Origin of the sequence: Streptomyces sp. TG1A-60 (genome assembly GCF_037201975.1) — a bacterium.
Taxonomy (GTDB): Bacteria; Actinomycetota; Actinomycetes; order Streptomycetales; family Streptomycetaceae; genus Streptomyces.
In genome coordinates this window covers 3,983,915-3,996,540 of the sequence record NZ_CP147520.1, presented here as the reverse complement: position 1 = coordinate 3,996,540, position 12,626 = coordinate 3,983,915, and the positions used below count along the sequence as shown (strand labels likewise).

The window sequence follows — 12,626 nt, the reverse complement described above, 5'->3', positions numbered from 1 at the left end:
ATAAGAAGCAACCCCGATCGGGTCATCTGTGACTCGTTACGCTGTGCCGCATGTACGGCTACGACCACAGCGCTGGCACTCAGCAGCAGTACGCCCCGCCGCAGCAGCCGATGTCGGGGCAGATGCCCGGCGGCCCGATGGGCGGCGGCTACGGCCAGCAGCCTCCGCTGTACCCCGAGCCGTCCCCGCCCTCGCTCGCGGACGCGGTGCGCGCCTTCACCACCGGACAGATGGCCGCCGAGGACTTCCAGCAGGCCTTCGCGACGTCCAAGGTGTACTGCCCGCGCGGCGACAATCCCGGGTTCCTGGCGCTGCACAACACCCAGCAGCCGGTGATCCCGATGTTCACCTCGCTCAAGGAGTTGCGCCGGTACGCCGGCAAGGAGTCCAAGTACTTCGTCATCACCGGCGCGGAGGTCATCGATCTGCTGCCGACCGGCTACGGCTTCGTCCTCGACATGGAGGGGGAGCACCGGATGGTGTTCGACGCGAAGGCCGTGGAGCAGATGGTGGAGTTCGCGATGCGGCGTATGTACGGATAGCGCGGACGGCTCCGCGGCCGGCGGGCTTCGCGCCGTGTGCCGGGGTGGCCGGGTGCGGCCGTCGCGGCCCGCGGGTCGCATGTGGTTCCTCGTGCCGTTCCTCGCGCCCCTTGGCGGGGCGCGTCTTCGTGGCGCGCTCGCCTGGCGGGGCGCACCGAACGCCCGGAGGGAATGCTCTCCGGGCGTTCGTGGTTGAGGACTGGCAGGAAGTTCAACGATCAACTAAACTGAGCGCACAAGGAGGTACCGACATGCCCGCAGTGACTGTCGAGAACCCGCTGACCCTGCCCCGTGTCGTCGCGCCCGCCGACGCGGTGGCCCGTCCGGTGCTCGCCGTGACGACCGCGCCCAGTGGCTTCGAGGGGGAGGGCTTCCCGGTCCGCCGCGCGTTCGCCGGGATCGATTACAGGCATCTGGATCCGTTCATCATGATGGACCAGATGGGCGAGGTGGACTACAAGCCCGGTGAGCCGAAGGGAACGCCTTGGCACCCGCACCGCGGCTTCGAGACCGTCACCTACATCATCGACGGGATCTTCGACCACCAGGACAGCCACGGCGGTGGCGGCACCATCACCAACGGTGACACCCAGTGGATGACGGCCGGCTCGGGCCTTCTCCACATCGAGGCGCCGCCGGAGGCCCTCGTCATGTCCGGCGGTCTCTTCCACGGCATACAGCTGTGGGTGAACCTCCCGGCCAAGGACAAGATGATGGCCCCCAAGTACCAGGACATCCGCGGCGGCCAGGTCCAGCTCCTCACCACTCCCGACGGCGGCGCGCTGCTCCGCGTCATCGCCGGTGACCTGGACGGCCACGAGGGTCCGGGCATCACCCACACCCCGATCACCCTGCTCCACGCGACCGTCGCGCCGGGCGCGGAGATCACCCTGCCGTGGCGCGAGGACTTCAACGCGCTCGCGTACGTCCTCGCCGGGCGTGGCGGCGTCGGGGTGGACCGGCGCCCGATCCGCCTCGGCCAGACCGCCGTCTTCGGCGCCGGCTCCTCGATCACCTTCCGCGCGGACGAGCAGCAGGACGCGAACGCGCCGGACCTGGAGATCGTCCTCCTCGGCGGCCGGCCGATCCGTGAGCCCATGGCCCACTACGGTCCGTTCGTCATGAACACCCGCGAGGAGCTGCAGCAGGCATTCGAGGACTTCCAGAAGGGCCGGCTGGGGACGATCCCGGCCGTGCACGGCATGTCCGCCGACGGGCTGTAGGGTCTGCGCGGTTCCTTCGGTCACGGGAAAGCCCCGCCGCCGGTACGTGAGTTCCGGTGGGCGGGGCTTTCCCGTACCGGTGGCCGCTTATGGGGGACCTGCCGGCCCCCCGTCCTGCCCGTCCGGTGGTGCCGGTTCGTAGAGTTCGAACCAGATGCTCTTGCCGTCGCCTCGCGGGTCGACGCCCCAGGCGTCCGCGAGCATGTCCATGAGGACAAGGCCGCGGCCGGAGGAGGCGAGTTCGCCGGGGTGGCGCTTGTGGGGGAGGTCGTCGCTGGCGTCGGTGACCTCGACGCGCATCCGGCGCTTGCCGCCGTCGCCGGTCATCTCGGCGACGAGGAGCGCGTCGGCGTCCGTGTGGACGAGGACGTTGGTGAGCGTCTCGGAGACGAGGAGGACGGCGGAGTCGACCTGGTCGCCGCAGCTCCAGTCGTGGAGCAGTTCGCGCACCTGCTGGCGGGCTCCGGCGATGCGCTCCGGCTCCGCCTGGGCGACGGTCAACGCGGTGCGGCGCACGTGCGGTCGTTCGGCCGTGGTCTCCCCGCAGCCGCAGTCCTCGCTCTCCCGGCACAGCAGCAGCATCGCGATGTCGTCCTCGCGCCGGTCGGCGAGCGGGCCGGGGGTGTGGTGCGACGACGGTCCGTGCACACCCTGGACCAGCGCGTCGGCCAGTGCCTCCAGCCGGCCCGGCGCGAGGCCGTTCGGTTGCGGGCGGGTCGTTTGGACGCGGCCGGTTTCGGGGCCGAGTCCGTCACGGCCGCCCGCCGCACGGCCGCCGTCCACCTCCGGGGCGTGCGGCACGTCCGCACCCACCTCGTCGGGGCCCAGCCCCTCGGCATCCGCCCCACCCGCCCCTCCGCCCTCATGAGGTCTCGCGTCGAAGGACTCCAGGATCGTGCGGATGCGGCGCCAGCCCGTGTCGAGGTCGTGGCCGCCCGTCTCGATCAGGCCGTCGGTGCACAGGAGCATGGTCTCGCCGGGCTCCAGGACGAGGCGGGTGGTCGGGTAGTCGGCGTCGGGGTCGATGCCGAGGGGGAGACCGCCCGAGGTCGGCCGGACCAGGACCGTGCCGTCGGCCATCCGGATCGCCGGGTCGGGGTGCCCGGCGCGGGCGATGTCGAGGACGCCGGTCACCGGGTCGACCTCGACGTAGAGGCAGGTCGCGAAGCGCAGGTCGGAGAAGGCGTCGGCGGAGGCGTGGGTGATCCCGTGCAGGAAGCGGGAGGCGCGGGAGAGGACGGCGTCGGGGCGGTGGCCCTCGGAGGCGTAGGCGCGCAGGGCTATGCGGAGCTGGCCCATGAGGCCCGCCGCGCGGACGTCGTGGCCCTGGACGTCGCCGATGACGAGGGCGAAACGGCCGCTCGGCAGGGCGATCATGTCGTACCAGTCGCCGCCGACCTGGAGGCCGCCACCGGTGGGGACATAGCGTGCGGCGACACTCATGCCGGGTATCTCGGGGCCGAGCGTGGGGAGCATCGTGCGCTGGAGGCCGTCGGTCAGTTCGCGTTCGGTCTCGGCGGCGCCGGCGCGGGAGAGGGCCTGGGCGAGCATGCGGGCGACGGTGGTCAGGACCGAGCGTTCGTCGGGGGTGAAGGTGACCGGGTAGGCGAAGCCGGCCATCCACGCGCCCATGGTGCTGCCGGCGACGGTCAGCGGCAGGAACGCCCAGGACTGGCGGCCGAACTGTTCGGCGAGCGGCCAGGCCGTGGGGTAGCGGGCCTTGTAGTCCTCGGGGGAGGAGAGATAGACGGCGCGGCCGGTGCGGACCACCTCGGCGGCCGGGTAGTCCGTCGCCAGCGGCATATGGGTGAAGGGGCCCTCGTCGCCCTGGCTGTGCCCGTGGTGCCCGATGACGGTGAGGCGGTCGGCCTCCACCCCGAACACGGCGAGCCCGTCCGGTGAGAAGCCGGGCATGGCCAGGCCCGCCGCGACCCGCAGCACTTCCTCGGTGGACCGCGCCTCGGCCAGCGCCCGTCCCGCGTCCAGCAGGAACGCCTCGCGTGAGCGCCGCCAGTCGCCGGTGACGGCCGGGGCGCGGGCGGCGGTCTCCGGTGAGGGCTCGGTGACCTCCTGGAGGGTCCCCATCAGCTCGAAGGACTTCCGCACCGGGTCGAAGGCCGGTTTGGAGCGGCTGCGGACCGTACGGATCACCCGGCTCCGGTCGTCCATGACCCGGATCCGGACCTCGGCGAGGGTGTCCTCGGCGACGGCGAGCTGCACGACCGAGACGATCTCGTTCCAGTCGACGGGGTGCAGGCGTGCCCGCGCCCCGGCCTGGGTGAGTGTCGTCGGCTCCGCGGGCAGCCCCATGAGCCGGGCTGCTTCGGCGTCCATCGTGACGGTTCCGGCAGCGCTGTCCCAGGTCCACAGTCCCGTCGCGAGGGCGGACAGGACGTCCCCCACGGTGGGCGGGGGCTCACCAGTGCGCATTGACCCACTCTATGAACAGCTGATCGGACCGTGCCACCGAAGCTGCGCCGGGCACCGAGCGGTCCCGGAAGCCATGACAAGTAACCACGACCGGCGGCGACGGAGGTGACGGCTATCGACGCTAGCGACAGTAACCGCTTGCGGTCCTGCCCATGGCCATGACGGTGTGTATCCGGACAGCGCGGCGGCAGTCGTGTATCGGGGCCAGCGGGCCGACGGCAAAAGGTGGGGAGGCGATCTCGGGGTGGCCGGTACCCTGGGGGTTGTTTCACGTGAAACACCGGCCGTGACCGCCGACCCTGACCACGGGCCCTGCCTACGGGCCCCGACCATGGGCCATGACCGCGGACCGGACACCGTGGGACACCCGCTCAGATCCCCGATCAGCGAAGGCTGGATGAACGACGATGCATCGGTACAGGTCCCACACCTGCGGCGAGCTCCGCGCCTCTGACGTCGGCACCGACGTCCGGCTGAGCGGCTGGCTGCACAATCGGCGCGACCTGGGCGGCATCCTCTTCATCGATCTGCGCGACCACTACGGCATCACGCAGCTCGTCGCCCGGCCGGGCACCCCGGCGTACGAGGCGCTGGACAAGACCTCCAAGGAGTCGACCGTCCGCGTCGACGGCAAGGTCGTCTCGCGAGGCACCGAGAACGTCAACCCGGACCTGCCGACCGGTGAGATCGAGGTCGAGGTCGGCGAGGTGGAGCTGCTCGGTGCTGCCGCCCCGCTCCCCTTCACGATCAACACCGAGGACGGGGTCAACGAGGAGCGGCGCCTGGAGTACCGCTTCCTGGACCTGCGCCGCGAGCGCATGCACCGCAACATCATGCTGCGTACGGCCGTGATCTCCGCGATCCGTCACAAGATGACGGCGCTGGGCTTCAACGAGATGGCGACCCCGATCCTGTCGGCGACCTCCCCCGAGGGCGCCCGGGACTTCGTCGTCCCGTCGCGCCTGAACCCGGGCAGGTTCTACGCCCTCCCCCAGGCCCCGCAGCAGTTCAAGCAGCTGCTGATGATCTCCGGCTTCGACCGGTACTTCCAGATCGCGCCCTGCTTCCGTGACGAGGACGCGCGCGCGGACCGTTCGCCGGGCGAGTTCTACCAGCTCGACGTGGAGATGTCCTTCGTCGAGCAGGAGGACGTGTTCCAGCCCATCGAGAAGCTCATGACCGAGCTGTTCGAGGAGTTCGGGGGCGGCCGTCACGTCACCTCCCCCTTCCCGCGCATCCCGTTCCGCGAGGCGATGCTCAAGTACGGCTCCGACAAGCCGGACCTGCGCGCCCAACTGGAGCTGGTGGACATCACCGATGTCTTCGAGGGCTCGGAGTTCAAGGCGTTCGCCGGCAAGCACGTGCGCGCGCTCGCCGTGCCGGACGTCTCGTCCCAGCCGCGCAAGTTCTTCGACCAGCTCGGTGAGTACGCCATCGAGCAGGGGGCGAAGGGCCTGGCCTGGGTGCGGGTCGCCGAGGACGGTTCGCTGTCCGGCCCGATCGCCAAGTTCCTCACCGAGGAGAACGTCGCCGAGCTGACCAAGCGTCTGTCGCTGGCCGCGGGCCACGCGGTGTTCTTCGGCGCGGGCGGGTTCGACGAGGTCTCGAAGATCATGGGCGCGGTGCGGGTGGAAGCCGCCAAGCGGGCCGGCCACTTCGAGGAGGGCGTCTTCCGGTTCTGCTGGATCGTCGACTTCCCGATGTACGAGAAGGACGAGGAGACCGGCAAGACCGACTTCTCGCACAACCCGTTCTCCATGCCGCAGGGCGGCCTTGAGGCCCTGGAGACCCAGGACCCGCTGGACATCCTCGGCTGGCAGTACGACATCGTCTGCAACGGTGTCGAGCTGTCCTCCGGCGCCATCCGGAACCACGAGCCCGACATCATGCTCAAGGCCTTCGAGATCGCGGGCTACGACCGTGACACCGTCGAGGAGCAGTTCGCGGGCATGCTGCGCGCGTTCCGCTTCGGCGCCCCGCCGCACGGCGGTATCGCGCCGGGCGTCGACCGCATCGTCATGCTCCTCGCGGACGAGCCCAACATCCGCGAGACCATCGCCTTCCCGCTCAACGGCAACGCCCAGGACCTGATGATGGGCGCGCCGACGGAGCTGGAGGAGGCGCGGCTGAGGGAGCTGCACCTGTCGGTGCGGAAGTCGCAGCCGAAGTAGGGGATTCAGTAAGGCAAGCCTTATCGGGGCTTGAACGGGAAAGGGTCCTGAAGTCGACCGTCGATTTCAGGACCCTTCCCGAAACGGACATCGATTTCGAGGCCGCTCGGCGCGAGGCCCGGAACCCTTCCCCTGGGATGCAACAGCATCCCTTCCCCTGGGTTCCGGGCCTTTGCCGTGCCCTCTTCCTCGTACCGGAGTTCTCTCTGCGGGGAAGGCCGCTGGGGAAACCATCATCAGGCGCACGGGCTTCTCGACGGAGGCGCACAGCGGCAAAGGGTGTGATGGGCGTACGGGGTGAGGAACCCGTACGGGACGCACCTCTCGTGCGGGACGAAACGTCGGAATGCTGGAGGAGGCCATGAAGCTGGCCGTGTTGGTGGCAGTGTTGCTGATCGCGGGAGCGGTGGTCGCGGTCGTCGCCCGGCGGCGGTCCGTCGACAGGCCCGGCCCGGCGTCCGGCCTGGACGCGGAGGCCGACGCCAACCGCTGGGTGGTACGGCTGGGCGGCAGTCTGGCCGGCACCGACGTACGGGCGCAGGCCGGAGCGGGCGGCAGCGCGGCCCAGTCCCTGACCGAGGCCGCCGAACACCTCCGCACCGCTCGGGCCCAGCTGGCCGAGGCCCGCACCTCCGACCAGTACACCCAGGTCACGCGGACGGCGGTGGAGGGGCTGCGCCATGTGCACGCGGCTCGTACGGCGCTGGGCGTGGACCCGGGCGCTCAGGCGACGGACCGTACGGCGGTCAGTGGGCCGCTCGACCACGCCGTCCGGGTCGTACGGAGGTCCGAGCCCTCCAGAACCGGGAGCAGGTCGGTCACCGCGGCCTCGTGATGGTCCGGGCCGGGAGCGGGAAGTGCGGCCCGGGAGCGGGAGGTGGCGCTTCCGCGCGCGGGACGGCTTCGCAACCGCCGGCTTCCCGGCCGCGTCCTACTGATCATGACCACGTCGACCGCCGCTTCCACCCCCACGCCGATCCCCGCGACCCTCGGCGAGGAGATTCTCCTCCTCTCCCTCGACGACACCACGGGTGAGGCGCGGCTTCCCCTGCGGACGCCTCACGCGATCGCGGCGGCGGCGCTGCTGGAGCGGTCCCTGTCCGGGGAGACGGACGACGCGGTGCTGCCGGACGACGCCGCGAAGTGGATCTACGGGAACAGCACGAAGGAGTACGAGAAAGCCCTGCGGGGAGTGCTGGACAAGGGGTTGATCCGGAAGGAGCAACGCCGGGTCCTCCTCGTCTTCCGTACCACCCGCTACCCGGAGGCCGACGCCACGGTGGAGTCCGCGCTGCGCGGGCGTCTGGCGGAGGTGGTGCTGACGGGCGCCGAACCGGACCCCCGCACCGCCGCCCTGATCAGCCTCCTCCACCACGGCGACCTCCACACCCTCGCCTTCCCGGACGCCGACTCCGACGAGTCCCCGGTCAAACGGCGCATGACCGAGATCGCCGAACGCCACTGGGCCGACCCGGCGCTCCGCCGCATGGCCGAGACGGCGGCTGCCGCCGCGGCGGCCCTCACGGCGGCGACGATGGCGACGACGGTGGTGGTGATCACGACGGTGACGTGACGGCGACGCCGTGGCGGTGGGACCCTCCGCTGCGCACTGTCAGTTCCGCGTCGTCGAGCAGTAATCGCCCCGACACTTCCACACGAAGCCTCTGCACTTCGAGCATGAGCCGCTCGGAGGCAGGGACCTCCGCCGCCGCGGCGCATCCTTCGGCCGGAAGGCGAGGGGAGTCAGTCATCGATCCTCAAGAACGCATCTGCGGTTCAGGGTGGAGGCACGCGAACCTCCACCCTGAACCCCGGACAGTCATCCGGTAAGGCTGCGCGTGCGTCGGAGCAGTTCCAGGTTCCGGGCCGGCGCGAGCCGCCCGCGCACTCGGGGAGTGCGCGGGCGGCTCGGTCTCAGGGACGATTAGGTGCCGTCTACGGCCTCACCGTCAGCGGCGTGTGTCCCACGACCGCCGAGCCGTCGCCGAACTCGACGACGCCGACGTACCGTTCGCCGCGTGTGGCCTCCGGCCAGGACACCTTGACGTCCGGGTGGTCGCCCGCCGAGACGCTCTGCTCGGCCGGGGTGGCCGTGGGGGTCACCGCAGGGGTGCCCTGGCCGACCTTCCAGCTCCACAGGGTGTACTGCTGGCTGGTGGTGCCGGCCGGCAGCTCGTACTGGAGGACGTAGACGTCGTAGTCGCCGGGCGGCAGGTCCACGTGTTCGTCGGAGCCGACGTCGGCCCAATCGCCGACGTGGTTGCCGTCGGTGTCGAAGGCGTACAGGTCGATGTCGCTGCCGGGGAGGTAGTCGGCGGAGGAGATGGCGAACCGGGTGAAGAGGGCGCCCTCGGGGACGTGGACGCGGTGCTTCACGACGGCGTCGTTGGTGTGCTGGCTCTCCCAGAAGGCGGACTGGTCGGTGCCGGTGAGGGTGCCGGTGGTCTTCTCGCCGGTGTAGAGGGACGCCTTCGCGGTCAGTTCGCCGTCCCAGCCGACGCCCGGCGTCAGCGTCGCCGTGTCACCGCCGGTGACCGTGACCTCGTTCGGGGCCGCGAACAGCACGGCGCGCAGGGCGATCGGGCTGGTGACCTCGTGGCGGCTGTGCGCGTCGCTGAGTGTCAGGGAGCCGAAGGACCAGTTGTCGTAGGCGGCGCTCGTGTGCTCGACGGTCACCTTGTACGACGCCGACCCGCCCGGCGCGACCGTCAGCCGCTTCGGGGTGACCTCGGCACGGAAGCCCTGCGGGGTCCGGAGCTTCGCCTTGTACGTGGCGGTCTCCGCCGAGACGTTGGTGACCGTGCGGGTCACCGTCTGGACGCCCAGCAGGTCGCCGACCGAGATGGACGGGTGATTGAGGTCGCTGGGGTCGGTCTTCGCGGCCGTGGGGCAGGCGTCGCCGCCGCTCTCCGTGACCGGCTTCTGGCCGATCGCGCAGAGGTAAGCGGTCCAGTCGGCGGAGGTGGAGTCGTAGACCAGACCGGGGTCGGCCGCCCGGGTGACCCGGGGCAGGCCCGCGCCGTAGTCGAGCGGCGAGGCGGAGTCGGCCTGGGCGCGGCCGATGGGGTCGCCGTTCTCGTCGGTGGTCGTGGCCGTCGTCATCAGCGCCGACTTGATCTCCATCGGCGACCAGTCGGGACGCAGTTGCCGCAGCAGGGCGGCGAGGCCGGCGACGTGCGGGGACGACATCGACGTGCCGTCGGCGAAGCCGAACTGACCGGTGTACCCGCCGCCGGGCACCACGCCCGCCGGGACGCTCGCGCCGAAGGAGGCGATGTCGGGCTTGAGCAGGTCGCCGTCGCTGTAGTGGTCCGGGCCGCTGGAGGAGAAGGAGGTGATCTCCCGGGTGGCCCGGTGGGCGCTCTTCGTGGGGGTGAACTCGGCGGTCGCGCCGGCACCGGAGGCGTACGCGTGGACCGCCGGCGCGTCCTCCGCGCTCACCTGGACGACGGGCACGCTGAAGACGTAGGCGAAGTAGTCCTGGGCACTGGTCGGGGAGTTGGCGAGGACGATTGCCTTGCCACCCGCCGCCCTGACCTCCTCCGCCTTGTCCACGACGAAGAGGCCCTCACCGCCGCGGTCGCAGACGATGATCTTCCCCTTCGCCCGCTCCGGATCGAGCGTGCCCGGCGTGCACAGCGCGGCCGGGCCGGCGTCCGCGCCGTCCTTCCGTACGGCGGTGGCCTCGACCAGCGGGGCCGAGGCGACGCCCGGGTTCAGGCTGGGGTTGGTGTAGCGGCGGCCGTCGCCGAGGACCAGGGAGGCGGTGTACTCGGTGTCGTGCGTCGCCGCGGCGACCGTCGTGACCCACGGGCCGGTGTGCTCCACCGTGTCCGGGCCGCCGTTGTTGGCCGACGCGGCGATGAAGACGCCCGCCTTGGCCGCGTTGAACATGGCCTCCATGGAGACCGGGTCGGGGAGCGCACCGCCGATGGAGTAGTTGAGGACGTCGACGCCGTCCGCCACCGCCTTGTCGATCGCGGCCGTGGTGTCCACGACCGGGCAGCCGGCGCTCCAGCACGCCTTGTAGTAGGCGAGGCGGGCGGCCGGGGCGACACCGCTGAGGGTGCCCTCGGCGTTGCTGCCGGGGACCGACGCGGCGACGCCGTGGTTCCCGGCGGCCGTGGTGCCGGTGTGCGTGCCGTGGCTGTCGGTGTCCATCGCCGAGGGGATGTCCTCGCCGTCAGGGTCGGGCCTGTCCGCGCCGAACCACTGCGCGCCGATCACCTTGTTGTTGCAGGTCACCTTGTGCGCGGGGTCGTCGCCCGGGACGCAGTCGCCGTGCCACTTCTTCGCGATGGCCTCGGCGTCCGGGCGCGGCTCCGGCAGGGCGGCGAGCATCGGGTTCGACGGGTCGACCCCGGTGTCCACGATCCCGACGATGACGCCTTCTCCGGCGTGGTCGGGGCCGCCGGCCTTCGCCCAGAGGCCCTTCTTGCCGGAGAGGCCGAGGAGACGGGGGGTGTCGGGGAACCGGGCCGAGCCCTCAGACGCGGCCTTCCTGCCGCCGGTCCTGCCGTTGCCGGTGGCCTTGCCGTCGGAGGGCGGCTGCTGGGCCTCGGGGGCCGGGGTGTCGGCCTCGGCCCGGACGTCCACTCCGGCCCGGCCGGCGGCATCCGCCCCCGGCCCGTGGTCCGGCCCCGCCGACGTCAGCTGGGCGACCGTGTTGCGGGTCACCGAGACGACCCCCGGCGTCGTGGTCAGCTTCGCGGCCTGTCGGCCGGTCAGCTCGGCGGCGAATCCGTTGAACGTGTAGGAGTAGTCGTGGAGCGTCTCGACCCCGGGCACGGCGTCGAGGACGCGCTCCCGGCGGTCGTCCAGGTGTGCCACGTACTTCTCGACCTTGGCGGAGTCGGCGTCGAGCCGCCTGCCCGTCGCGGGCGCCGTCCGCTTCAGGCGGGGCAGCCCGCCCTCGTACGCGGCGACGGGCGCGTCGGCCAGCTTGACGATGTAGGTGTCGGCGCCGTGACTTCCGTCGCTCCCCGTGGAGTCGGCGTCGGCGGCGAAGGTGGGAGCGATGACCGCCGTGACGGTCAGGGCTCCGCCGAGCAGCGGCGCCAGCAGGGTGACGGCCGCCCTCGGGCTTATGTGATGGTTCGTCAACTGTGGTCCATGTCGATCGATGTGAAAGATCTCGATCCCCCGAGGACCCCAATGTCGCAGGCGACTCGTCAGTAACAATCTTGAAAGCTCAAATATTGGCAGGTCTCCACAGTCGTTTCACAAGAAGCGACCGAAGCGGATCGGGTGCACCCGGCGTTGGCCCGCGGAACTTCTCAAGTTCAGTTAAGGGAAGGCAAAGCGCGCTCAAAGGTTCACCCCCGATCGTCTTTTGACATGGATCAGCCCCTTCTCGTGGTCGCCGATCTGGCTGCCATCTCCGTGCGGGCGAGCGCGCCGACGGCTACGCGGGCGACCCGAAGTTCTGCGTCCAGTAGTTGCCCGGCCCGGCCAGGCCGATGCCGACCTCCTTGAAGGCGCAGTTGAGGATGTTGGCCTTGTGTCCGGGGCTGTTCATCCAGCCGTCCATGACGCTCTCGGGGGTGCCGTACCCGGCCGCGACGTTCTCGCCCGCCGTACTCAACCTGTACCCGACACGGGCGAGCCGGTCGCTCATGGACGAGCCGTCGGAACCGGTGTGGGACATGTTCTTGTGATCGGCCATGTCCTGGCTGTGGTCCTGAGCGGCCTTGGTGAGCTTGGCGTTCTCGGTCACCGGCGAGCAACCCGCCTTGTCGCGTTCGGCGTTGACCAGAACCAGTACACGATCCGTGGGGCCGGAATCCGCGTTGCCGGCAGAGGTGCCGGGAGTGTTGTCGGCTCTCGTGGCCTTCGTGGCCTTCGTGGCCTTGGGGGCGCTCGGAGGCGAAGTGGTCTTGTCGGGGGTGTCGGGGGTGGGCTTGGCGGTCGGGCTGGCGGACTTCGAGGGAGACGCGCTCGGGCTGGTGGAGCGGGAGGGGCGCTGCGTGCGGGCCGGAGTGGCAGAGGTGTTCGCGGAGGGGGCTGCCGCGGACGCGGAGGGCGTTCGCGATGGTGTCGGGGGAGCCGGATCCGGCTTGTGCCCTCCCCACCAGGAGGACGCCACACTGCTCCAGCCTCCCAGCCCGATGCCGCCGGCCCACGCGGCCGCGGGGAGGCCCACGGCACCGACGGCCACCACGATGGCGGTGGCGACGGCTATCTTCCGGCGCTTCGTTTTCGGACGCCTCGTCCCCGAGCGTTGCTTCTCCGAGCGTTTTGTCTTCCGGCGATGACTGTTC

The 12,626-nt window shown here is 70.9% G+C and carries 9 protein-coding genes; 6 read left to right on the top strand and 3 right to left on the bottom strand.

Features of this window, described 5'->3' with window-relative positions; translation table 11 throughout:
* Window positions 1-50 precede the first annotated feature (50 nt).
* Both WBG99_RS17085 and WBG99_RS17080 read left to right on the top strand, forming a co-directional pair.
* A complete protein-coding gene (locus WBG99_RS17085; RefSeq protein ID WP_338897134.1) occupies window positions 51-542 on the top strand; it encodes an SseB family protein in 492 nt (163 codons plus the stop codon).
* Between the two features lie 251 nt (window positions 543-793).
* Window positions 794-1,765, top strand: coding sequence for a pirin family protein (locus WBG99_RS17080; protein ID WP_338897133.1), 972 nt, complete (start codon window positions 794-796; stop codon window positions 1,763-1,765).
* A gap of 87 nt (window positions 1,766-1,852) precedes the next feature.
* Here the strand turns inward: WBG99_RS17080 and WBG99_RS17075 are convergent, their stop codons facing one another.
* Complete coding sequence (locus WBG99_RS17075; RefSeq protein ID WP_338897132.1) at window positions 1,853-4,195, bottom strand: SpoIIE family protein phosphatase; 2,343 nt, start codon at window positions 4,193-4,195, stop codon at window positions 1,853-1,855.
* Between the two features lie 407 nt (window positions 4,196-4,602).
* Here WBG99_RS17075 and aspS point away from each other — a divergent pair, with 407 nt between their 5' ends.
* From aspS to WBG99_RS17060, 3 genes are all read left to right on the top strand, one after another.
* On the top strand, window positions 4,603-6,366 hold the full coding sequence (aspS, locus tag WBG99_RS17070; RefSeq protein WP_338897131.1) for an aspartate--tRNA ligase: 1,764 nt from the start codon (window positions 4,603-4,605) through the stop codon (window positions 6,364-6,366).
* A gap of 361 nt (window positions 6,367-6,727) precedes the next feature.
* Window positions 6,728-7,201: a hypothetical protein gene (locus WBG99_RS17065; protein ID WP_338897130.1), complete on the top strand. Its 474-nt coding sequence runs from the start codon at window positions 6,728-6,730 to the stop codon at window positions 7,199-7,201.
* 105 nt (window positions 7,202-7,306) lie between these two features.
* Window positions 7,307-7,939 (top strand): GPP34 family phosphoprotein, encoded by a 633-nt coding sequence (locus WBG99_RS17060; RefSeq protein WP_338897129.1) that lies wholly within the window; start codon window positions 7,307-7,309, stop codon window positions 7,937-7,939.
* Between the two features lie 362 nt (window positions 7,940-8,301).
* Here WBG99_RS17060 and WBG99_RS17055 read toward each other — a convergent pair whose 3' ends face one another.
* Together WBG99_RS17055 and WBG99_RS17050 are read right to left on the bottom strand one after the other, a co-directional pair.
* A complete protein-coding gene (locus WBG99_RS17055; protein WP_338897128.1) occupies window positions 8,302-11,469 on the bottom strand; it encodes a S8 family serine peptidase in 3,168 nt (1,055 codons plus the stop codon).
* A 301-nt stretch (window positions 11,470-11,770) separates the two neighbouring features.
* Window positions 11,771-12,082, bottom strand: coding sequence for a CAP domain-containing protein (locus tag WBG99_RS17050; RefSeq protein WP_338897127.1), 312 nt, complete (start codon window positions 12,080-12,082; stop codon window positions 11,771-11,773).
* A 55-nt stretch (window positions 12,083-12,137) separates the two neighbouring features.
* Between WBG99_RS17050 and WBG99_RS17045 the strand changes: the two genes are divergently transcribed.
* Window positions 12,138-12,620, top strand: a complete 483-nt coding sequence (locus tag WBG99_RS17045; protein WP_338897126.1) for a hypothetical protein — start codon at window positions 12,138-12,140, stop codon at window positions 12,618-12,620.
* Window positions 12,621-12,626 lie beyond the last annotated feature (6 nt).

Coding starts and splice junctions, on each gene's coding strand:
- WBG99_RS17085 (WP_338897134.1), top strand. CDS start 51: ATGTACGGCTACGACCACAGCGCTGGCACTCAGCAGCAGTACGCCCCG.
- WBG99_RS17080 (WP_338897133.1), top strand. CDS start 794: ATGCCCGCAGTGACTGTCGAGAACCCGCTGACCCTGCCCCGTGTCGTC.
- WBG99_RS17075 (WP_338897132.1), bottom strand. CDS start 4,195: ATGCGCACTGGTGAGCCCCCGCCCACCGTGGGGGACGTCCTGTCCGCC.
- aspS (WP_338897131.1), top strand. CDS start 4,603: ATGCATCGGTACAGGTCCCACACCTGCGGCGAGCTCCGCGCCTCTGAC.
- WBG99_RS17065 (WP_338897130.1), top strand. CDS start 6,728: ATGAAGCTGGCCGTGTTGGTGGCAGTGTTGCTGATCGCGGGAGCGGTG.
- WBG99_RS17060 (WP_338897129.1), top strand. CDS start 7,307: ATGACCACGTCGACCGCCGCTTCCACCCCCACGCCGATCCCCGCGACC.